Origin of the sequence: Teichococcus aestuarii, from assembly GCF_042651065.1 — a bacterium.
GTDB lineage: Bacteria > Pseudomonadota > Alphaproteobacteria > Acetobacterales > Acetobacteraceae > Pseudoroseomonas > Pseudoroseomonas aestuarii.
Genome location: NZ_JBHSCH010000072.1, coordinates 1 through 21,616, shown reverse-complemented (window position 1 = coordinate 21,616; position 21,616 = coordinate 1). Strand labels below are relative to the sequence as shown.

General features: G+C 74.6%; 16 protein-coding genes and 1 tRNA gene. 9 read left to right on the top strand and 8 right to left on the bottom strand.

The genetic code is table 11. The features are described 5' to 3' along the window. Positions 1 to 16: 16 nt before the first annotated feature. The 3 genes from ACFOY6_RS20370 (at position 17) to gyrB (ending at position 3,836) form a co-directional block, all read left to right on the top strand. Positions 17 to 93 (top strand) — tRNA-Met (locus tag ACFOY6_RS20370). A 68-nt stretch (positions 94 to 161) separates the two neighbouring features. Continuing rightward, entirely contained in the window at positions 162 to 1,322 is a 1,161-nt protein-coding gene (gene recF, locus ACFOY6_RS20365) for a DNA replication/repair protein RecF (protein ID WP_379652085.1), read from the top strand. 54 nt (positions 1,323 to 1,376) lie between these two features. After that, the gene (gene gyrB, locus ACFOY6_RS20360) at positions 1,377 to 3,836 is read left to right on the top strand and encodes a DNA topoisomerase (ATP-hydrolyzing) subunit B (protein ID WP_109518838.1); all 2,460 of its coding nucleotides are present in this window, start codon (positions 1,377 to 1,379) and stop codon (positions 3,834 to 3,836) included. Between the two features lie 187 nt (positions 3,837 to 4,023). Here the strand turns inward: gyrB and ACFOY6_RS20355 are convergent, their stop codons facing one another. Continuing rightward, the gene (locus tag ACFOY6_RS20355) at positions 4,024 to 6,522 is read right to left on the bottom strand and encodes a heavy metal translocating P-type ATPase (RefSeq protein WP_379652084.1); all 2,499 of its coding nucleotides are present in this window, start codon (positions 6,520 to 6,522) and stop codon (positions 4,024 to 4,026) included. Positions 6,523 to 6,689: 167 nt separating this feature from the next. On the opposite strand from ACFOY6_RS20355, the gene ACFOY6_RS20350 reads away from it, so the two are divergent. Next, positions 6,690 to 7,121 carry a MerR family transcriptional regulator gene (locus tag ACFOY6_RS20350; protein ID WP_109518840.1) on the top strand — a complete coding sequence of 144 codons (432 nt, stop codon included), beginning with the start codon at positions 6,690 to 6,692 and terminating at the stop codon, positions 7,119 to 7,121. 161 nt (positions 7,122 to 7,282) lie between these two features. Here ACFOY6_RS20350 and ACFOY6_RS20345 read toward each other — a convergent pair whose 3' ends face one another. Further along, the gene (locus ACFOY6_RS20345) at positions 7,283 to 7,639 is read right to left on the bottom strand and encodes a hypothetical protein (RefSeq protein WP_109518841.1); all 357 of its coding nucleotides are present in this window, start codon (positions 7,637 to 7,639) and stop codon (positions 7,283 to 7,285) included. Positions 7,640 to 7,710: 71 nt separating this feature from the next. Beyond that, a complete protein-coding gene (gene dnaN / locus ACFOY6_RS20340; RefSeq protein WP_379652083.1) occupies positions 7,711 to 8,838 on the bottom strand; it encodes a DNA polymerase III subunit beta in 1,128 nt (375 codons plus the stop codon). 122 nt (positions 8,839 to 8,960) lie between these two features. On the opposite strand from dnaN, the gene ACFOY6_RS20335 reads away from it, so the two are divergent. Then, positions 8,961 to 9,656 (top strand): UdgX family uracil-DNA binding protein, encoded by a 696-nt coding sequence (locus ACFOY6_RS20335; RefSeq protein WP_379652082.1) that lies wholly within the window; start codon positions 8,961 to 8,963, stop codon positions 9,654 to 9,656. Positions 9,657 to 9,663: 7 nt separating this feature from the next. Here the strand turns inward: ACFOY6_RS20335 and addA are convergent, their stop codons facing one another. The 3 genes from addA to ACFOY6_RS20320 form a co-directional block, all read right to left on the bottom strand. Beyond that, a complete protein-coding gene (addA, locus tag ACFOY6_RS20330; RefSeq protein WP_379652081.1) occupies positions 9,664 to 13,170 on the bottom strand; it encodes a double-strand break repair helicase AddA in 3,507 nt (1,168 codons plus the stop codon). Continuing rightward, complete coding sequence (gene addB, locus ACFOY6_RS20325) at positions 13,160 to 16,183, bottom strand: double-strand break repair protein AddB (RefSeq protein ID WP_379652080.1); 3,024 nt, start codon at positions 16,181 to 16,183, stop codon at positions 13,160 to 13,162. Before addB ends, addA begins: the two co-directional genes overlap by 11 nt. A 97-nt stretch (positions 16,184 to 16,280) precedes the next feature. Beyond that, entirely contained in the window at positions 16,281 to 16,901 is a 621-nt protein-coding gene (locus ACFOY6_RS20320; protein ID WP_379632328.1) for a pyridoxamine 5'-phosphate oxidase family protein, read from the bottom strand. 112 nt (positions 16,902 to 17,013) lie between these two features. On the opposite strand from ACFOY6_RS20320, the gene ACFOY6_RS20315 reads away from it, so the two are divergent. Beyond that, complete coding sequence (locus ACFOY6_RS20315) at positions 17,014 to 17,937, top strand: LysR substrate-binding domain-containing protein (RefSeq protein ID WP_379652079.1); 924 nt, start codon at positions 17,014 to 17,016, stop codon at positions 17,935 to 17,937. Here ACFOY6_RS20315 and ACFOY6_RS20310 read toward each other — a convergent pair. Then, entirely contained in the window at positions 17,934 to 18,545 is a 612-nt protein-coding gene (locus ACFOY6_RS20310; protein ID WP_379632330.1) for a CoA pyrophosphatase, read from the bottom strand. The two genes, ACFOY6_RS20315 and ACFOY6_RS20310, sit on opposite strands and share 4 nt — an antisense overlap. A 38-nt stretch (positions 18,546 to 18,583) precedes the next feature. Next, complete coding sequence (locus tag ACFOY6_RS20305; protein WP_379652078.1) at positions 18,584 to 19,159, bottom strand: DUF1285 domain-containing protein; 576 nt, start codon at positions 19,157 to 19,159, stop codon at positions 18,584 to 18,586. A 174-nt stretch (positions 19,160 to 19,333) separates the two neighbouring features. Between ACFOY6_RS20305 and ACFOY6_RS20300 the strand changes: the two genes are divergently transcribed. From ACFOY6_RS20300 to ACFOY6_RS20290, 3 genes are all read left to right on the top strand, one after another. Then, positions 19,334 to 20,338, top strand: a complete 1,005-nt coding sequence (locus tag ACFOY6_RS20300) for an AAA family ATPase (protein WP_379652077.1) — start codon at positions 19,334 to 19,336, stop codon at positions 20,336 to 20,338. Further along, positions 20,331 to 21,209: a DUF58 domain-containing protein gene (locus ACFOY6_RS20295; RefSeq protein WP_379652076.1), complete on the top strand. Its 879-nt coding sequence runs from the start codon at positions 20,331 to 20,333 to the stop codon at positions 21,207 to 21,209. The genes ACFOY6_RS20300 and ACFOY6_RS20295 overlap by 8 nt, the downstream gene beginning before the upstream one ends. A 37-nt stretch (positions 21,210 to 21,246) precedes the next feature. Continuing rightward, on the top strand, positions 21,247 to 21,616 hold a 370-nt coding region (locus ACFOY6_RS20290; protein WP_379652075.1), incomplete at its 3' end, for a BatA domain-containing protein.

Genomic DNA, 21,616 nt, shown 5'->3' with positions numbered 1-21,616 from the left:
CGGATACTCTCACCACCGCGGGGTGGAGCAGCCCGGTAGCTCGTCAGGCTCATAACCTGAAGGTCACAGGTTCAAATCCTGTCCCCGCATCCAAAAACAATCCTCATATTCAAAGCAGCCCGTCTTGCCAAAACATGGCAGGTACGGGCCTATCGCGTTCCGTGGACCATACACCCGCCCTACAACTCCGCCGCCTCATGCTGCAGGATTTCCGCAGCTATGCCGCGCTGGATCAGGGCTTCACCGCGCGCATCGTGGTGATTGCCGGGCCGAACGGCGTCGGAAAGACCAACCTTCTGGAAGCCATCAGCCTGCTCTCTCCCGGCCGTGGGTTGCGCATGGCCCGCGGTGCCGAACTAGGCCGGCGAGAGGGTAAGGAAGGATTGTCCTGGGCCATCGCCGGGCATTTCGAGGGGCGGGCAGGCCCGCTGGTCATCGGTACCGGCGCGGGGGCAGGGCAGGATCGGCGCAGCTTCCGGCTCGACGGCGCCGCCATTCGCAACCAGGCCGAACTCTCCGCGCATATCGCCATGCTCTGGCTGACGCCGCAGATGGACCGCCTGTTCCAGGAAGGCGCCAGCGGCCGCCGCAAGTTCCTCGATCGCCTCGTCTGGTCGCTGGAGCCCACCCATGCGCGGGACGTGGCGGCGCATGACGCGGCCATGACCCAGCGCAACCGCCTGCTTGCGGAAGGACGCCGCGATGCCGCCTGGCTGGCGGCGCTGGAGGACACCATGGCGCGCCATGGCGTGGCCGCCATCGCTGCCCGCCGCGCCATGGCGGGGCAGCTGAACGCCGCCCTGGCCGAAGGCGTCGCCGGCGCCTTCCCGGCGGCGCGGCTGGAACTGCTGTGCCCGATCGCCGATGCCCTGGCCGAACGGCCCGCCCTGGCCGTCGAGGAGCAGCTGCGTGCCGGCCTGCAGGCCGACCGCGCGCGGGATGCCGCCGCCGGCGGCGCCCGCCAGGGCGCGCACCGTACCGATCTGCGCATGCTCCTGCTGCCCAAGGCCATCCCCGCCGAGCTCTGCTCCACCGGGGAGCAGAAGGCGCTCCTGGTCAGCGTCGTGCTGGCGCAGGCGGCGCTGGTGGCGGGCCAGCGCGGCTTCGCGCCCCTGCTGCTGCTGGACGAGGTGGCTGCGCACCTGGACCCCGGGCGCCGCGCCGCCTTGTTCGCGGCGCTTGCCATCCTGCCCGCGCAGTGCTTTCTCACCGGCACCGAGGCCGCGCCCTTCGCGCCGCTCGCTGGCACGGCGCAATTCCTGGAGGGCGAGCCGGGCGGGCTTCGCCTTCCTGCGGATTTCCCCGTGCCCAACAGCCGATAAAATGCTATAAATCCGTGTGTTTCCGCACGTCGTCAGCAGGAGTTTTCCGCCGGCATGAGTGAGTCCGCGCGCGCGCCGTCCCCCGCCACCGAGCTGCCGGCGGACGCCTATGACAGCGCCTCCATCACCGTGCTGCGCGGGCTGGAAGCTGTCCGCAAGCGCCCTGGCATGTACATCGGCGACACCGATGACGGCTCGGGCCTGCACCACATGGCCTTCGAGATCATCGACAACGCGGTGGACGAGGCCCAGGCCGGCTACGCCACGCGCTGCGAGGTGGTGCTGAACGCCGATGGCTCCGTCACCGTCACCGACGATGGCCGCGGCATCCCGACCGACATCCATGCCGAGGAAGGCGTCTCCGCCGCCGAGGTGGTGCTGACGCGGCTGCACGCCGGCGGCAAGTTCAACCAGAACTCCTACAAGGTCTCCGGCGGCCTGCACGGCGTCGGCGCCGCGGTGGTGAACGCGCTCTCCGAGTGGATGGAGGTGGTGATCTGGCGCGAGGGCCAGGAGCACTTCATCCGCTTCGAGCATGGCGAGACGGTGCAGCCGCTGAAGGTGGTCGGCCCCTCTGTCCACGGCAACGGCACCCGCGTCACCTTCAAGCCCTCCTCCGGCACCTTTACCCGCACGGAATACGAGTTCTCCGTGCTGGAGAAGCGCCTGCGCGAGTTGGCCTTCCTCAATTCCGGCCTGGCCATCTCGCTGCGCGACGAGCGCCCGGTGGCGCTGGGCGAGCCGGCGCGCGAGACGAACTTCCGCTTCGATGGCGGCCTCGTCGCCTTCGTCGAATGGCTGGACCGCTCGAAGGAGCCGCTGTTCAAGCCGGCCATCAGCCTGAAGGCCAAGGAAGGCACCGGCATCCAGGTTGAGCTGGCGATGTGGTGGAACAACAGCCCGCACGAGCTGGCGCTGTGCTTCACCAACAACATCCCGCAGCGCGACGGCGGCACCCACCAGGCCGGCTTCCGCCAGGCGCTGACCCGCGTGGTGATGAAATACGCCGAGGAGCTGGCCAAGAAGGAGAAGGTCGAGCTCTCCGGCGAGGACATGCGCGAGGGGCTGACCGCCGTGGTTTCGGTGAAGGTGCCGGACCCGAAATTCTCCTCGCAGACCAAGGACAAGCTGGTCTCCTCCGAGGTGCAGCCGGTGGTGCACATGGCGGTGGCCGATGCGCTCTCCCATTGGTTCGAGACGCACCCGAAGGAAGCGCGCATCGTGCTCGACCAGGTCGTGCTCGCCGCCGCCGCCCGCAAGGCGGCGCAGCTGGCGCGCGAGAAGGTCGGCCGCAAGAACGCGCTCGATATCAGCACGCTCCCCGGCAAGCTGGCCGACTGCCAGGAGAAGGACCCCACCAAGTGCGAGATCTTCCTCGTCGAGGGTGACTCCGCCGGCGGCTCCGCCAAGCAGGGGCGCGACCGGCGCTTCCAGGCCATCCTGCCGCTGAAGGGCAAGATCCTGAACGTCGAGCGCGCGCGCATCGACAAGATGCTCTCCTCCGCCGAGATCGGCACGCTGATCACCGCGCTCGGCACCGGCATCGGCACCGGGCCGGTGGAGAAGGGCGGCTTCTCGGCCGACAAGCTGCGCTACCACCGCATCGTCATCATGACCGACGCCGATGTGGACGGCTCGCACATCCGCACCCTGCTGCTGACCTTCTTCTTCCGGCAGATGCCGGAGCTGCTGCACCGCGGCCACCTCTACATCGCCCAGCCGCCCCTCTACCGCGCCAAGCGCGGGCAGGAGGAACGCTACCTCAAGGACGACCGGGCGCTGGAGGACTTCCTGCTGGAGAAGGCCCTGCACAACGCCAGCCTGCGCTATGGCGATGGCCGCGTGGTGGAGGGCGACGCGCTGCGGGAGGTGGTGGAAGGCCTGCGGCAGACCGCGCACCGCATCCGCCGCCTCGCCAACAACACCGTGCCGACCGAGCTGGTGGAGCAGGCCGCCATCACCGGCGCGCTGAACGCCGATGCGGAACGTGCCCTGGCCGCCGCCCCCGCCCTCGTCACCCGGCTCGACGCCCTGGCCCGCCCCACCGAGCGCGGCTGGAAGGTGACGGCCGGCGCCGAGGGGCTGGTGATGGGCCGCACCGTGCGCGGCGTGGCCGACCGCCACCGGCTGGACCCCGCCGCCCTGCGCAGCCCTGAGGCGCGCTGGCTGGTCGAGCGTCAGGCGGCGCTGGCCGCCGCCTGGGCGCAGCCCGCAAGCCTGGCGCTGGATGGGCACCCGCTGGAGGTGGCCGGCCCGCTGGCCGCCTTCGACCGTCTGCTGGCCCAGGGCCGCAAGGGCCTCGCCATCCAGCGCTTCAAGGGGCTGGGCGAGATGAACCCGGACCAGCTCTGGCAGACGACGCTCGACCCCGCCGCGCGCACCCTGCTGCAGGTGAAGATCGAGGATGTGGAGGATGCCGAGCAGGTCTTCTCCACCCTGATGGGCGACGTGGTGGAGCCGCGCCGCGAGTTCATCGTCGGCAATGCGCTGAAGGTCGCCAACCTCGACGTCTGAGGCGCCGTAAGGCGCCGCGGACACGGCGAGACGCCGCGCCGGACGGGACGCGGCAAACGCGCGAGCAGCGCGGCCCGGTCCCGCCCGGCCCATGCTGGCCTCCGCCGGCGGGCCTGGGGCGCCGCCCGCGCCGGCTGGCGGGGAGCCGGGGAGAAGGGCGCCGTGGCGACCGCCCGCCACGCCCTTCTCAGGCCGCCGGCTTCCAGGCCAGCAGCCGCAGCGCGTTCAGCGTCACCAGCACCGTGGCGCCGGTGTCGGCCAGGATGGCGGGCCAGAGGCCGGTGAGGCCGAGCAGGGTGGTGACGAGCAGCAGCCCCTTCAGCCCCACCGCAATCCCGACATTGGCCTTCACGTTCGCCATGGTGGCGCGCGACAGGCTGACGAGCTCGGCCACGCCCGTGGTCCGGTCCTTGAGGATGGCGGCGTCGGCCGCCTCCAGCGCCACATCCGTGCCGCCCCCCATCGCCACGCCGGCGGAGGCTGCGGCCAGCGCCGGCGCGTCGTTGATGCCGTCGCCCACCATGACCACCGGGCCGGCGGCGCGCAGCGCCGCGATCTCGCGCAGCTTGTCGTCCGGCAGCAGCCCGGCCTTCGCCGTGAGGCCCAGCGGCCCGGCGATGGCCGCGGCGGTGCGGGCATTGTCGCCCGTCAGCATCACCGCGCGCACGCCGAGCCTGGAGAGGGCGGCCACGCCGGCGGCGGCGTCCGCGCGCGGCTCGTCCCGCAGCGCCAGCACGCCGGCCGGCGTGCCATCGGCGAGGACCACCACGGCCGTCTTGCCCTCCGCCTCGAACCGCGCCACCGCCTCCGCCAGTGGGCCGGGCAGCGCGTCGGCCTCCGCCGCGTGGCGCGGGCTGCCGACGCTGATGGCGCGGCCGCCGATCGTGGCGCGGACCGCCCGCCCGGGGATGGCCCCCTGGCCGGAGGCCACGGGCAGCGCGATGCCGCGCGCCGCCGCCTCCGCCACCACCGCCCGCGCCAGGGGGTGGGAGGAACCCTGCTCGGCGCCGGCCGCCAGGGCCAGCAGCTCCGCCTCCGGCAGGCCCGCCGCCGGCAGGATGTCGGTCACCCGGGGCCGGCCCTCGGTGAGCGTTCCGGTCTTGTCGAAGGCCACCGTCCTCGCGCCGCCGATCACCTCCAGCGCCGCGCCGCCCTTGATGAGCAGGCCCCGCCGGGCGCCGGCCGAGAGGCCGGAGGCCATGGCGGCGGGAACCGAGATCACCAGGGCGCAGGGGCAGGCGATGAGCAGCACCGCCAGGCCGCGATAGACGCTCTCCCACCAGCTCCAGCCCAGCAGGAAGGGCGGCAGGAGGATGACCAGCAGGGAGACGGCCATCGCGCCCGGCGTCCACCAGGCGGAGAAGCGCTCGATGAAGCGCTGCGTCGGCGCGCGGGAGGCGGTGGCCTCCTCCACCATGCGGATGATGCGGGCGATGGTGTTGTCGGCGGCGGCGCGGGAGACCCGCACCCGCAGCGCCCCGTCGGCGTTGATGGAGCCGGCCAGGACGGCCTCGCCCGGGCCGCGCGGGACCGGCACGCTCTCGCCGGTGACGGGGCTTTCGTCGAGGGCGGAGCGGCCCTCCTCGACAAGGCCGTCGCAGGGCACCCGCTCGCCGGGGCGGATGAGGACGAGATCGCCCACGGCCAGGGCGGCGGAGGGCACCGGCTCGGCCGTGCCATCGGCCCGCAGGCGGAGCGCCGTGCGCGGCATCAGCCCGGCCAGGGCCTTGATGCCCGCCCGGGCGCGGCCCGCCGCCACGTTCTCCAGCAGCTCGCCGACGGCGAAGAGCAGCACCACCATCGCCGCCTCCTCCGCCGCGCCGATCAGGGCGGCGCCGATGGCGGCCGTGACCATCAGCGTCTCGATGGAGAAGGGGGAGCCGGCGCGCGCCAGGGCGAAGGCGCGGCGGCCGAAGGGAATCACCGCCAGGGCGGTGGCGGCCAGGAACAGCGGATAGGCCCAGCTCTCGGCCACCGCCAGGGAGAGGGCATGGGCGCCGAGGACCAGCGCCCCGAGCAGCCAGACCAGCCGCGCCTTGGCCGTGGCGTACCAGGGCCTGGCGGCATCGGCCGGGTCTTCGTGGTCGGCATGGGAATGGCCGAAGGCGCCTGCCCCGGCATGGGCGTGGCCGTGCCCCGCATGGCCGTGCGCGTGGTCCTGCGCCGGGTGGCCGTGCCCGCGGCAGCCGTCATGCTCCTGCGGGGGCGGCGCGCCGGCGGGCTGCCCGGCCGGCGCCAGAGGGCGGGCCGTGTAGCCCAGGCCCGCGAGCGAGCGCGGGATGGCCGCCGCCTCCGTCCCGCCCGGCGCCAGCCGCAGGGTGAGCCGCTCCGCCATGAGGTTGACGCTGACCGCCGAGACGCCGGGCAGGCGCCCGAGCGCGGCTTCGACCTTGGCGGCGCAGCCGGCGCAATCCATGCCCTGCACATGCCAGGCGAGGGAGAGGGCCTCCAGCCGGGTGGCCTGGAAGCCGAGCGCCGCGACCTGCGCCTCCACCGCCTCGGGCACGGCGGCGCCGGGGGCGAGGGTGGCCCTGAGCCGCTCGGCCATCAGGTTGACGCTGACCGCGCTGACGCCGGGCAGGCGCGAGACCGCCTTCTCGACCTTGGCCACGCAGGAGGCGCAGTCCATGCCGGACACGCGCCAGCTGACCTCCCGGCCGTCCTCTTCGCTCCCTCTGCCGTCCATGGCTCCAACTCCTGCTGACGGCGCCTCAGATAGGACTTCCAGCCACTGGAGGTTCAAGGGAAGATCGGCCGGAGGCGGAATTTCGGTGCCGCCCGCCCGCCGGCATCCGGGCGCGGGGCTGGGTGCCGGGGCTTCCGCGCACCATCTTATCCGGCATGGAGAACACGATGCGGCAGATGGGCATCGGCGACCTGTCCCGGCTCACGGGGGTCAAGCCGACGACGATCCGGTGGTACGAGGCCGAGGGATGGCTGCCCCCGCCCGCCCGCACCGAAGGCGGCCATCGCAGCTACGGGGAGGCGCATCTCCGGCGGCTGGGCTTCATCCGCCATTCCCGCGAACTGGGCTTCCCGATGGCCGATATCCGCGCGCTTCTCGCGCTCGCGGACCGCCCCCGCGACGAATGCTCGGCGGCGCACGCGATCGCCACGGCGCAGATCGCCGAGATCGACGCCAGGCTGCGCCGCCTGCAGGCGCTCCGGAGCGAGCTGGAGCGCATGGCGCAGGGCTGCGAGGGCGGGCAGGTCGGGGAGTGCCGCATCATCGAGACCCTCTCCGACTTCGCCCACGGGCATTGCGCCCATCCCGGGCACGGCTGAGCCGGCCTGGCCACGGCCAGGAACTGCCCCGGCTGCGGGGTCTCCCGCTCTCATGCGCCGGCGCTCCGCCGGGCTGCGCGCGGCTATGCCGGCCCAGGCCTCGCCGCCCGCCGCGCGGGAGGTGGCGGATAACGGGGGGGCGGAAGGCGCCGGAGGCCCGCTCAGCGCCGGCGGCGCGCCAGGTTCAGGCCGCGCGTCACCGCCCAGACACCCACCAGCAGCATCAGGGCCAGGGTCACGGTGTAGAACACGGCGCCGGATTTCTCCCGCCCGTGGATGAGGTAGTCGGCGTTCTCGGCCAGCAGCCCGGCCACCAGCCCGCAATAGCCGGCCCAGGCGGCGATCATCGGCGGCGTCTCGTCGTGGCGGGCGCGCCAGGCGGCCCAGAGGAGCGCGGCCGCCACGGCCAGCTCGTCCAGCGCGAGGGGGATGAAGGTGGGGGTGCCGGCGCGGCGGGCGATCTCGCCTCCCGCCATCAGCACCGCCAGGCCGATGGCCAGGATCTGCAGGGTCTTCATGGTCGGGTAACCTAAAGAAAAAGCCGGGGCGGCGCTGCCCCGGCCTGTTCCTCACCCGGATGGCGGTGCGCTCAGACGCGCATCGGCATCAGCACGTAGAGCGCCTCGGGCTTGGAGGCGTCCACCACCACGGTGGGGGCGGAGCCGTCGGCGAAGCGGAACTCCACCTTGCTCTCGATCTGGTCGGTGATATCGGCGAGGTAGCGCGCCTGGAAGCCGATCTCGATCGGGCCGTTGCCGTAGGAGACGGCGCCGCCATCCAGCTCCTCCTCCGCCTGGCCCTGGTCGGGGCTGCTGGCGGTCAGCGTCAGGCTGTCCTGCTTCAGGCTCAGCTTCACCGGGCGGGAACGCTCGGAGGAGATGGCGGCCACGCGGGAGACGGCGTCGGCGAAGGCCTTCTTGTCCACCGTCAGGATCTTGTCGTTGCCGCGCGGGATGACGCGCTCATACTCGGGGAAGGTGCCGTCGATCAGCTTGCTGGTCAGGTGCACGGCGCCGAAGGTGAAGCGGATCTTGGTGTCGGAAAGCCGCACCTCGATCGGGTCTTGCGCCTCGTCGGCCAGCTTGCGGATCTCGTTGACCGTCTTGCGCGGGATGATGACGCCCGGCATGCCGGCGGCGCCCTCCGGCAGCGGCTCCTCCACGCGGGCCAGGCGGTGGCCGTCGGTGGCCACGGCGCGCAGCACGGGCTGCCCTTCCACCTCGGTGGCGTGCAGGTAGATGCCGTTGAGGTAGTAGCGCGTCTCCTCGGTGGAGATGGCAAACTTGGTGCGGTCCACCAGCTCGCGCAGCAGCGAGGGGGCGAGGTGGAAGCTGTGCGGCAGCTTGCCCTCGGTCATCGAGGGGAAGTCCTCCACCGGCAGCACCATCAGCGAGGTGGCGAAGCGGCCGGCGCGCAGCGCCAGCGGCGCGTCGCCGCCCGCATGGTCCAGCTCCACCTTGGCGCTGTCCGGCAGCTTGCGGACGATCTCGTACAGCGTCGCAGCCGGCGCGGTGGTGCGGCCGGTGCGGGTGACGGTGACGCCCGGCACCGCCTCGACGATGGCGATCTCCATGTCCGTCGCCGTCAGGGTCAGGGCGCCGTCCTGCGCGGCCAGCATCACGTTGGCGAGGATGGGGATGGTGTTGCGCCGCTCCACCACGCTCTGCACATGCGCGAGCGCCTTGAGCAGCACCGCCCGGTCCACCGAGAACTTCATGGCTTGAGCAACCCCCACGCGCCTGGAATCGAGAGAAGTCGCCCTCTCTACCAGCCGGAAAGTGCCGGGGAAAGGCGCCGCGCGCGGAACCGCCGCCGGGCTTGCGCATTCCTCATCCAGCCATGACACCGCCAGACAGCGACGCCCCCGCTCCCGCCATCCCCATCCCCATGGCCGAATGGGCCGCCGGCCGCCCCGCCGTGCCCGGCGAGGGGCCGCGTGGCGCCCCCCTGATGTTCGTGGGCGAGCAGCCGGGGGACGAGGAGGACCGGCAGGGCCGCCCCTTCGTCGGCCCTGCCGGCCGGCTGTTCACCCAGGCGCTGGAGGAGGCGGGCGTCGAGCGCGGCGCTGCCTACGTCACCAACGCGGTGAAGCATTTCAAATATACCCAGCGCGGCGCGCGGCGGCTGCACCAGAGCCCGGATGCGGGTGACATCAAGCTCTACCGCCCCTTCCTGCTGGCGGAGGTGGCGGCGGTGGCGCCGCGCTTCCTGGTGGCGCTGGGCGCCACCGCCACCCAGGCGCTGATGGGCCGCAAGCTGCCGATGCTGAAGCTGCGCGGCCAGGTCTTCGAGGCGCCGGAGGAACTGCCCGCCGGGCTGCCGGTGATGCTGACCGTGCACCCCAGCTACCTGCTGCGCCTGCCCGACCCCGAACTCAAGAAGCGCGAATACGAGCGCTTCGTGACCGAGCTGCGCTTCGCCGGGCAGGCGGCGCGCGGCGAGATCCGCCGCAACGCCGGCGGCGCGCCGGAGGCACCGCCGAAGCCGGCCCAGCCGGAGCCAGCCAAGGGTGGGCAGAGGATGCTGCCGCTCTGAGCCGCCCTCAGGCCGGCTCGTAGCGGTCCAGCACCGCGCCGGGCAGCTGCATGATCCGCGCCGACCAGGTCCAGAGCAGCCAGCATTCCACCGCCCGGCCGGGGAAGACCTGCCGCAGCAGCGCGCGGTAGGAGGCCATCTGCCGCAGATAGAGGCCCGGCACATCCTCCACCCGCTCGGGCGGCGGGCGGTTGGTCTTGTAGTCCAGCACCAGCACCCGCTCCGGCGTGATCAGCATGCGGTCCACTTGGCCGGCCAGCGGCAGGCCGTTCACCCGGCCCGCGATCGGCGCCTCGGCCAGGCTGCCGGGGCCGAAGGCGTCGCGCAGCGCCGGCTCGTCCAGCAGGCGCAGCACCTCCGCCAGGGTCTCGGCCCGGTCCTGCTCGCCGAGGCCGTGGCCGGTGCGGCCGAGGAAGCGCTCGGCCACCGCGGCGCGCTCGGCCACCGGGTAGTCCGGCAGGTGCTGCAGCAGCGCATGGATCAGCCGGCCGCGGCGGAAGCGCTCGCCCGTCGGGTCGGCGCGGCCATGCGGGGCGGCGGTGGGGGTCTCCTCCTCGCCGGGCAGGGCGGAGGGGGAGAGGGTCAGCGCCTCGCTCTCCGGCGCGGCGGGGCGGTGGATCCACTCCGGCAGCGGGCCTTCCTCGCCGGGGTGCTCGGGCTCCGACTCGGCACGCGGCGGGGCGGCCTGCGCGCTGGCCAGCCGGCGCAGCGGCCCGGCGAAGCTGGCCATGGGCGGGGCGCCGAACTCCTCCGGCGCGAAGGGCATCTCCTCCGCCCCCTCCAGCCGGGCGAAGCCCTGCGCCACGAGGTCGTACCAGCTGCCGGGCTTCGGCTCGCCCCAGGCGCAGACCAGCAGCCGGTCCTCGGCGCGGGTGAGCGCCACGTAGAGCAGGCGGTTCTCCTCCGCCTCGCGCGCCGCGTTGTCGGCCTCCATCAGCGTGGTCCAGGCGGGGGCGAAGAAATCCTTCCGGTTGCGCGGCGCCCAGTAGGGCAGGGGCGGCTCCGCCTCGTTCCACCGCACCGGCTTCTCGCCCCGCCCGCTGCCGACATCGGGCAGGATGACGATGGGCGCCTGCAATCCCTTGGAGCCGTGCGCCGTCATCAGCCGCACCGCGTCGGCGCCGGACTCGGCCTCACGCTTCACCTCGGCGCCACCCCGCCGCAGCCAATGGACAAAACCTTGCAGGCTGGGCGGGTGGCGGGATTCGTAGCTGAGGGCGGCGTTCAGCACCTCGTCCAGCGGGTCAGCGGCGTCGGGGCCGAGGCGGGCCAGGATGCGCGCCCGCCCGCCATGCTCGCCCAGCACCTCGGCCAGGATGGAGTGGGGCGTGGCGAGGTCGGCGCGGTCGGCAAGGTCGGCCAGCCACTCGGCGGCGCGGCCGGGGGCGGTGTCCTGGCCGCGGTGCTCCAGCAGGCGCCACCACAGCGGCTGGGTGCGGGCGCGCGCCAGGTCGCACAGCTCCGTCTCGGAGACGCCGCAGAGCGGGCTCTTGAGCAGCGCCGCCAGCTGCAGGTCGTCCTCCGGCAGCAGCAGCACGTCGATCAGCGCCAGCAGGTCCTGCACGGCGATCTGCTCGATCAGCCGCATCCGGTCGACGCCGCCCACCGTCACGCCACGCGCCTTCAGGGCGCGGACCAGCAGGTTGGAGAAGCCGGTGCGCCGGCGCAGCAGCACCAGGATGTCGCCGGGGCGGACGCGGCGGCCGCCGCGCGCCGGCAGCGTCTCGTGCCGCACCATGTGGGCGATGCGCGCGGCGAGCGATTCCGCCATCAGCGCCTCGGCATCCGCCTCGGCCACCGGCTCGTCCGGCACATGCCAGGGCTCGAGCGTGGCGTTGCCGGGCTTCACCAGCGGCGGCCACAGCTCCACCAGCCCGGCATCGGCCTCGCGGTCGGCGCGGTGGCGGAGCGTGTCGCCTTCCTCCACCACCCCGCGCCGCGCCGGGCCGTCGGCGAAGACGGCATCGACCAGCGCCAGCACCGGCGCCGTGGAGCGGAAGGAGACGTTCAGCGGCACGGCGGCGAAGCTCCCCCCCGCCGCCTGCACCGCCTGCGCGAAATGCGCCTCCCAGCGGGCGAAGCCGGCGGCGTCGGCGCCCTGGAAGCTGTAGATGGACTGCTTCTCGTCGCCCACCGCGAAGATGCTGCGCGGCGGGCCTTCCTCGCCCTCGGGGCGGGTGCCGAGGCCGGAGAAGAACTCCTCCGCCAGCCGCGCCGCGATCTCCCACTGGTAGGCGTTGCTGTCCTGCGCCTCGTCCAGCAGCAGGTGGTCCAGCCCGCCATCGAGCTTGTAGAGCACCCAGGCGCTGCCGGGGTCGTAGAGCAGGGCGCGGGCGGCCTGGATCAGGTCGTCGAAATCCACCGCGCCGATGCGCGCCTTGCGCGCCGTGTAGGCCTCCAGCACCGGCTGGGCCAGCGCCAGCAGCGCCAGGCTGGCGGCGTGCAGGCGCCAGGCCTTGCGGCTCTCCTCCAGCGCGAAGACCCGCTCCGCCTCGGCCGCCAGGATGGACTGCGCCTCCTCGTGCCGGTCCCGCAGCCCGCCCTTGGTGGCGAGCGACTTGCGCGGCGTGCCCTCGGCGGCGGTGAGGAAGATGGCCGTCCATTCCTCCCAGCGCGCCGCGCGGGCGCCCTCGGGCAGGTCCATCCAGGCCTTCATCGTCTCGCCGCGGGCGCGGTCGTTGGCGTTGCCGCTGCCGCGCAGTAAAGCGGCGGCGCGCACCAGCTCTTCCCGCGCCGCGCCGCGCGCCGCCTCGGCCAGCGCCGCCACCTCGCCCTCCTCGGCCTGCTGGCCGAGGCGGCGGCGCAGCACCGCGTCGCTGCCGCGCACGCCCCCGGCGGCGGCGATGGCAGCGCCCAGCCGCTCGCGCTCCTTCACCAGGGTGCGCAGGGTCTCGGAGAAATCCTCGGGCGAGCCGAGGCCGGCCATGGCCTCGATGGCGTCGGCCGGCAGCCGGCCGGAGGCGAGGGTGGCCTCGCGCGCCTCGGCCAGCATGGTGGCGGCCTCGGTCTCCTCGATCAGGCTGAACTGTGGCGGCAGCCCCGCCTCCAGCGGGAAGCCGCGCAGCAGCGACTGGCAGAAGGAATGGATGGTGGCGATGCGCATGCCGCCCGGCTGCTCCAGCACCTCGGCGAAGAGGGCGCGGGCGCGGCGGCGCAGCGCGGCATCGGGCGCCTGGCCGGTCAGGTCGTGCAGGCTGCGCGTGAGCGTCTCCTCATCCGCCACCACCCACTCGCCGAGGCGGCGGGCCAGGCGCTGCGCCATCTCGGCGGCGGCGGCCTTGGTGAAGGTGAGGCAGAGGATGCGCCCCGGCCGCGTGCCCGGCCGCAGCAGCAGGCGCAGCACGCGGTCGGTCAGCACCTTGGTCTTGCCCGAGCCGGCGGAGGCGCCCACCCAGGCCGAGGCGTCGGGGTCCGAGGCGCGGCGCTGCGCCGCCTGTGCGGCGGCACGCGGCGAGAGGGCGACGCCGCCGGCGCGCTCGCCATCCGGCGGGGCTTTGCAGGGATCAGGCCTCATCGGTGTTCCCCCATTCGGCGACGCGGGCCAGGTGGTCGTGGTCGGTGCGCACCGGCTTGCGGCGCGGATGCGGGCGGGCGATGAAGCGCCGCTCGCCCAGCAGGAAGTCCCGCAGCAGGGCGATGGTGTTGTCCAGCGCATCGGCCGCCAGGGCCTCCGGCTCGCCGGCGACCGGCTTCACCGCGCCCGGCGTGCCGCCGCCGGTGAGCCGCCAATGGGCGAGCGCCGAGACGGGGCGCGGCTCCACCCCCTGGAAGCCGCCCGCCGCGGCGATCGCCGCCTCCAGCGGCATCTGCGGCGCGCGGCCATCCTGCACCTCCTTGTTGGAGGGCGGCATGCCGGTCTTGTAGTCGATGATGGAGAGGGTGCGGTCGGCCAGCAGGTCGATGCGGTCGGCGCGCACCTTCAGGCGGAGCTGGCCCTGGGCGAGGTCGAGATGCCCCGGCACCTCGGCATGGCGGGTGCGGACCGGCTGGCCGCGCTGCATCGCCTCCTCCTGCGCCACCACGAAGGCGCCGATGCGCGAGAGGCGCGGCCGCCAGAAGGCCAGCAGGCCGGGGCGGGCGGCGGCCTCCTCCAGCGCCGCCTCGGCGGCCTCCTCGAACCATTCGAGGGCGGTGGCGGCGCCGGGCCAGCCGCCGGGGGCGGTCTCCAGCCGGCGGGTCCAGCGCGCCATCGCCTCATGCACCATCTGGCCGTAATCGGCGGCGCCCACCTCGGCGTCCAGCGGGTCGAAGGGCACCAGGCGCAGCACGCGGCGGGCATAGTAGCCATAGGGGTCGGCCATCAGGTCCGCCACCTCGGTGACGCTGATCTCGCGCGAGCTGGCGGCGGCGGGGGGGGGGGGGGGGGGGCGGGGGGGGGGGGGGACCGCCTCCGGCATGTCGAGCCGCGCCGCCCAGCCCAGCGCCGGGCTGCGCGGCAGCGCCAGGCCGCGCGGATGCGCCGCGTCCCGCTGCCCGGAGAGGAAGGTCTCCAGCCGCGTCAGCCAGCGCGAGGGCACGGTGGGGGCGCCGGCCCGCTTGCGCGCCCAGGAGAGCACCACGCGCGGCGCCGAGGCGGCGGCCAGCAGGAAGTCGGCGGCGACGCGGCCGATGCGGCTCTCCGGCTCGGGCAGGCCGAAATCGGTGCGCATCGGGCGGCTCAGCCAGGGGCCTGGGTCGGTCGCCTGCGGCCAGACGCCTTCCTCCAGGCTGCCCAGGATGGCGAGGTCGAAATCCTGCAGCCGCGCCTCCAGCAGCCCGAGGATGGCGATGCGCGGATGCTCGGCATGGTCCCGCCCCCGGCCGATGCGCACGCTGGGCGCCGAGGGCCCTGCCAGCGAGGCGTCGAACAGGGCGGGCCAGCCGGCCGGGCTCATCGGCGGCAGGGCGCGCAGCGCGGGCGGCATCTGTGAGAGATGCACCGCCAGCGGCTCGCCCTCCTCGCCGGCATAGAGGCGGAGCCCGCCGGGGCGGTCGCGCGTGGAGGCCAGCGCCTCGGCGGCGGTCAGGTGGGCGTCGAGCAGGTCGGCCGGCGGCCGGGCGGGGCTGTCGGGCAGGCTGCCGAAGCCGTCCAGGCAGCGCTCCAGCGCCTCGATCAGCCGCATCACCGTGGCCAGCAGGGCGGCATCCTTCTCGCGGCGGAAGGCTTCCAGCACGCGGGCGCGCAGCCCGGCCAGCCCGGGCGCGGGGCGCGGGCCGCGCAGCGCGCGCCGCTCCAGCAGCCGCACCGCCTCCATCCACTCGGCGCGCGCCAGGCCGCCGGCCGAGAGCGGATGCTTCAGCAGCGAGAGCAGCGGCACGGGCGCGAAATCCTCGCCCACCGTGCGGGCGAGCAGGCGCAGATAGGCCCCCGTCGGCGTCTCGCCCAGCGGCTGGCCGGCGGAATCGTCGGCCAGCACGCCGTGGCGGGTCAGCTCGGCGGCGACACGGCGGCCCAGCTCGCGGTCCGGCGTGATCAGCGCGGCGCGGGCGCCGGGGTGCTCCAGCGCCTCGCGCAGCAGCAGGGCGATGGCCACCGCCTCCGCCTGCACGTCCGGCGCCTCCAGCAGCGAGAGGCCGCGCAGCGCCGGCTCCCAGTGGGCGGGGCGGCGGGTCAGCCAGGCATCGAGCCCGGCGGCCGGGCGCAGCGAGCAGGAGAGCAGCTCGGCGCGGCGGATCAGCGGCGCCTGCCCCGTGCCATTGCCGGGCCAGGGCCGCAGGTCGCCCGGCGTCGCGTCCATCGCCGAGAGCAGGCGCACCTGGCCGGAGAGCGGATGGGTGGGGCTCTCGCCGATGGCGGCCCACAGCTCGGCCGACTTCACCTCGCCCGGGCCGTGCAGCACCACGCAGCCCTGCGGCAGCCGCGCCACCACCTTCAGCAGCGCCGCGGCCGCGGGGATGGTGCCGCCGGCGCCGATGCCAGCGGCGATGACGGGATCGGCGGGCGGCTCGCGCTTCCACGCCTCGGCCTGCGCCTCCAGCGCGGCGACGCGGCGGGGGCCGATATCCATCAGCCCCTGCTCGGCGAGCCACGCCCCCCAGGCATCCAGCACGCCGCGCAGGAAGGTGTGCGTCACCTGCCAGTGGGCGGCGAACTCGTCCGGCACCAGCGAGGCGAGCAGGCAGTCGTCGCAGCCCTCCAGCGCCGTCTCGTCCATCAGCTCGGCCAGGGCGGCGGCGAGGGTCCAGGCCTGCTCCGGCGTGTTCGGCCCGCCGAAGCGGGAGGGCAGGCGCATCACCAGGTCGGTCAGCACCGCCTGGCGCCGGGCCGGGTCCACCGCCGGCGGCAGGTCCAGCAGCACGGGCAGGGACAGCTCGTCCGCCTCCTGGGTGGAGAGACCGGTGAGCGCACGCATGCGCGGCAGCAGCAGGGTGCGGTTGCCGGCGGTGCGCAGGAAGGCCTCGCGCAGGGCGAGGGCGGCGCGGCGCGTCGGCAGCAGGATGGTGGTGCGGGAGAGGGCCAGCGGGTCGTCCAGCCCCACCCAGCCCAGCACGCCCTCCGCCAGGGTGGGCAGGAAGGGCAGATGCGCCGGGATCTCGTAGAGCTTCATGGCGGGGCGGCTCCTCGGGGGCGGCGCCGCGGAGGGAAGGCGCGCCGGCCCCCACAGATAGGCGCGGCGGGGCCGCCTGCCAAATGCCTCCGCCGCCTCACCACATGGATTGCCGCGCCCGCTCCGGCCATTCCCGGTCATAGGCCTCGCCGCCGACGCGGCCGCCGCTCATCGCCGCCAGGATGCGGCCAGGGCTGGGCAGCGTCGCCGGGTCCACCTGCCGCTCCGCCTGCCACAGCCCGGCGCGGAGGATGGCGCGGGCGCACTGGAAATAGACCTCCCGCACTTCGATCACCATGACGCTGCGCGGCGCCCTTCCCTCGGCCGAGAGGCGCTCCAGCAGGGCCGGGTCGTCCTCCAGATGCGCCGCGCCATTGACGCGCAGCGCGTTGCCGCTGCCGGGGATCAGGAACATCAGCGCCACGCGCGGGTCGCGCACCACGTTGCGCAGGCTGTCGATGCGGTTGTTGCCGCGCCGGTCGGGCAGCAGCAGGCGGCGGGGGCCGTCCACCACCGCCACCGCGCCGCGGTCGCCACGCGGCGAGCAGTCCAGCCCCTCCGGCCCCACCGTGGCCAGCGCCAGGAAGGGCGCCGCCTCGATGATCCGCCGGTACTCCGGCGTGACGTGGTCCGCCACCTTGGCGGTGGAGGCCTCGCCCACCGCCGCCGCGCCGCCATAGAGCTGCTCCAGCGCCTCGATCGTCCGGATGATGGCCATGCCGACCGGCCCTCCTTGGTGAATGCCGCGCCTTCTCTAGACGCGGTGCGGCGCCGCCGATATCGAGTTCGGCGCCGCCCATTGGTGCGGAAAACTCACCAAGGAGCCCGCCATGCCGGAGGGGGAGGGGAAGCCCCGGCGCCTGCCGCCGCTCTCCGCGCTGCGCGCCTTCGAGGCGGCGGCGCGGCTGAACTCGGTGGGGCGGGCGGCGGCGGAGCTGGGCCGCACCCATGGCGCCGTCAGCCGGCAGATCCGCGCCCTGCAGGAGGCGGCGGGCGTGCCGCTGTTCGACCGCGCCGGCACCGGCATCCGCCTGAACGCGCAGGGCGAGGCGCTGCGCCGCCAGGTGGCCGGGGCGCTGGATGCGCTGGAGGAGGGCTGGCGCTCCGTGCTGGAGGAGGCGCACGGCCCCTCGCTGCACGTGGCGTGCAGCGCCACCTTCGCCATGCGCTGGCTGGTGCCGCGGCTGGGCGGGTTCTACGGCGCGCATCCGGGCGTGCGGCTGCGGCTTTCCATGACCTCGGCGCGGCAGCTGCGGCAGGAGGGGGCGGATCTGGTCATCGCCTGGGACCGCGCCGCCTACCCGCCGGCCGACCGGGCGCGCGCCCTGCCGCTGGGGGGCGTGGCCTTCGGCCCGGTCTGCGCCCCCGGCTACCCGGTGGCGGTGACGCCCGGCGCCCTGCGCGCGCCGGCGCGGATCGCGCAGGAGCACACGCCGCGCGCCTGGGCGCTGTGGCAGGAGGCCACCGGGTGCTACGTGGATTGCGCGGCCGAGCTGCGCTTCCCGCACACCCATCTCTGCCTGGAGGCGGCCCTGGGCGGCCTCGGCGTGGCACTGCTGGAGCGGCGCATGGCGCGGGAGGCGCTGGAGCAGGGCCGGCTCGCCGCCCCCTGCGGCTTCGCCCCCTTCGCCGAGGGGCTGGCGGCGATTCCCTTCTCGGCCCGGGCGGAGGGGCCGGCGGCCCGCGCCTTCCTGGCCTGGATGCGGGCGAGCCTGGCGGCGGAGGACGCGGCCAGCGAGGATGCGGCCGGCTAGGCCTCCCGCAGCGCCACCGCCAGGCTGTGCATGATGGCCGCCGTGGCGCCCCACACGTAATGCGTCTCGTGCGGCCAGACGTAGAAATGCCGCCGCTCGCCCTTCCACAGCGCGCTCTGGCGCTGCGGCAGCGCCGGGTCGAGCAGCGGGGCCAGCGCGTATTCGAAGACCAGCGCCACCTCGTCCGGCGAGGGCATCAGGTTCAGCGGCGGCTCCAGCAGCGCCAGCACCGGCGTCACATGGAAGCCGGTGCCGGTGACATGCTCCGGCAGCCGGCCGAGGATGCGGGGCAGGCGCGGGTCGAGCCCGACCTCCTCCGCCGCCTCCCGCAGGGCTGCCTGCTCCGGGTTCTCCCCCGGCTCGATGCGACCGCCAGGGAAGGCCACCTGCCCGGCATGGCTGGAAAGCCGCTCCGCCCGCAGGGTCAGCAGCAGGGTGGGGCCGGCCTCGTGCAGCACCACGGGCACCAGCACGGCGGCGGCGCGGCCGCCCTCCGGCGGCACCGTGCCGCCGCCCCGCGCCAGCCGGGCCGGGTCGGAGAGGCGGCGGGCCACCTCCGCCACATCCAGCAGCGGGGCGGCGGGCACGGGCAGCGGCGCGTCGTTCACGCGGCCGCCCTCATGCGGCAGGGCTCATGCGGCGGCGCTCATTCCGCGGCGGCGGCCCCGTTGCGCGACTCGGCCGGCACCTCGTCGATGGGGAAGAACACCCCCTCGCTCCAGACGCCCAGCAGCTCGCGGCCTTCCACCTTCTCCGTCTCCGCCAGGGCCACCAGCTCGTAGAAGACGGCGCGGTTGATGCGCGCCTCCAGCCCCGGCCGCACCATCACGTAGGGGCGCGGCTCGCGCGAGCGGCGGTCGATGGCGACGCGGATCGGGTGGTCGGCATCGGCCGTCACCATCTCGTCGAGGTTGGTGCGGAAGGTCAGGCATTGCCGCCCCTCGCAGCGGCGCCAGAACACCTCGACGGCGACGAAGGGCGCGTCCTCGACGGTGATCTCGCCGCGCTCCACCGGGGTCTCCAGCAGGTAGCGGCCATCCGCCTCGCGCTTCAGCACGGAGGCGAAGAGGCAGACCAGCTCCTTCCGGCCGATCGGGCTGCCCTGGTAGTGCCAGGAGCCATCCTTGGCGATTCGCATGTCCAGCATGCCGCAATCGTGTTTCGGGCGGGCCGGGCCCGGGGCGGTCCCGGTGCGGCCCTTCGGCGGTGCGGTGTTCAGCACGGCGGCAGCATCCTCCCGTCGTCGGCAGGCATTCTCGCCTGCGGATTGTTTCAATGCTTCGTCCATGCGCCCGACGGTCATAGGCTTCCCCAAGTCTCGCTCCTGGCAGAAGGGGCGGGCTGGCCAAGGCGGGCCGGCTTCCCATATCCGGTCTATATAAGGAGGCGTAGCGGCATGGTTGAAGTGGCCGACCCCACCGATCCGAACATCCTCGTCGCGGAGGTGGAGGCGCTGGGCACCCGCCTGGCCCGTGTCCGCGCCGCGGTGGGGCGGGTGATCTTCGGCCAGCCCGAGGTGGTGGAGCAGGTGCTGATCACCATCCTCTCCGGCGGGCATGTGCTGCTGGTGGGCGTGCCGGGCCTGGGCAAGACGCGGCTGGTGGAGACGCTCGGCACCGTGCTGGGGCTCGATGAGAGCCGCGTGCAGTTCACCCCCGACCTGATGCCGGCCGACATCCTGGGCTCCGAGGTGCTGGAGGAGGGGGCGGACGGCCGGCGCGCCTTCCGCTTCATCAAGGGCCCTGTCTTCTGCCAGCTGCTGATGGCCGATGAGATCAACCGCGCCAGCCCGCGCACCCAGTCCGCCCTGTTGCAGGCGATGCAGGAGCGGAAGGTGGCCATCGCCGGCCAGGCCCACCCGCTGCCCGCCCCCTTCCATGTGCTGGCCACGCAGAACCCGATCGAGCAGGAAGGCACCTACCCGCTGCCCGAGGCGCAGCTCGACCGCTTCCTGCTGGAGGTCGAGGTCACCTACCCCGACGAGGCGGCGGAGCGCGCCATGCTGCTGGCCACCACCGGCAGCGCCGAGGCGCGCGCCGAGCCCGCCATGACCGCCGCCGAGCTGCTGGCCGCGCAGGCGCTGATCCGCCGCATCCCGGTGGGCGAGCAGGTGCTGGACGCCATCCTGAAACTGGTGCGCGGCGCCCGGCCGGAGACCGGCACCCTGCCCGCCGTGCGCCAGCACCTCGCCTGGGGTCCCGGCCCGCGCGCGGCGCAGGCGCTGATGCTGGCCACCCGCGCCCGCGCCGTGCTGGATGGCCGCCTGGCCCCCAGCGTGGAGGACGTGCTGGCGCTGGCCGAGCCGGTGCTGCGCCACCGGATGGCGCTGAATTTCTCGGCCAGGGCCGATGGCGTGAAGCTCGCGGATGTGATCGGCGCGCTGAAGGCCAGCCTTGGCTGAGCCGTCGCCTCGCGGGCCTGCCCCGCCGCTGAACCCGCTCGCCGCCGAGGCGCTGGGCGGCCGCCTGCCGCCGCTGGTGGTGGCGGCCGAGCGCGTGGCGGCCACGGTGATGCAGGGCGTGCACGGCCGCCGCCGCGCCGGCCAGGGCGATGCCTTCTGGCAGTTCCGCCCCTATCTGGCCGGCGACGCGGTGGGCCGCATCGACTGGCGGCAGAGCGCCAAGTCCGACCGCCTCTTCGTGCGGGAAACTGAGTGGGAGGCGGCGCAGAGCGTTGCGCTGTGGCGCGACGCCGCCCCCGGCATGGCCTGGCGCGGCGGCCGCGACCGCCCCGAGAAGCGCGAGCGCGCCGAGCTGCTGCTGCTGGCGCTGGGCGCGGTGCTGCTGGCGGGCGGCGAGCGGGTGCGGCTGCTGGGCGCCCGCCGCGCCTTCGCCGGACGCGGCGCCCTGGCCTCGGTGGCCGACACCCTCTCCCGCCACGCGCCGCCTGCCGCCGACGAGGCGCTGCCCCGCCACGCCCGCGCCGTGCTGTTCGGCGATTTCCTGGCGCCGCTGGAGGAGATCCGGGCGGCGGTGGCGGCGCTGGCCGGGCGCGGCGTGCGCGGCCATCTGCTGCAGGTGCTGGACCCGGCGGAGGAGACGCTGCCCTATGCCGGGCGGGTGCGCTTCGAAGGCGTGGCGGCCACGGAAACCCCGCTGCTGTTACCGCGCGTTGAGGGTGTGCGTGAATTGTATGCCGAGCGGCTGGCGGCGCACCGGGCGGGTCTCGCCGCCATCGCCGGCGCCGCGGGCTGGTCCTTCGCCACCCACCGCACCGACACGCCGCCGGAGGCGGCCCTGCTGGCGCTGTGGCAGGCCCTGGCGCCTGGCTAGTTCCTGAGACGGCCCATCCAGAAGGAGAGGCTCGCGCGTGCTGTCCCTCGGTCCGATCGGCTTCGTCGCCCCCTGGCTGCTGCTGGCGCTGCCGGCCCTGCCGCTGATCTGGTGGCTGCTGCGCGTCACGCCGCCGGCGCCGCGCCGGCAGGCCTTCCCGGCGCTGCGCCTGCTGCGCGACCTGCCGGCGCCGGAGGAGACGCCCGCCCGCACGCCCTGGTGGCTGCTGCTGCTGCGCCTGGCCGCGGCGGCGCTGATCGTGCTCGGCCTCTCCCGCCCCGTCTGGGGGCCGGGCGCCGCCGCGCAGGGCGATGGGCCGCTGCTGCTGGTGGTCGATGATGGTTGGCCCAGCGCCGCCGACTGGCCGGCCCGCGCCGCCGCCGCCCAGGCCGCGCTGGCCGCCGCCG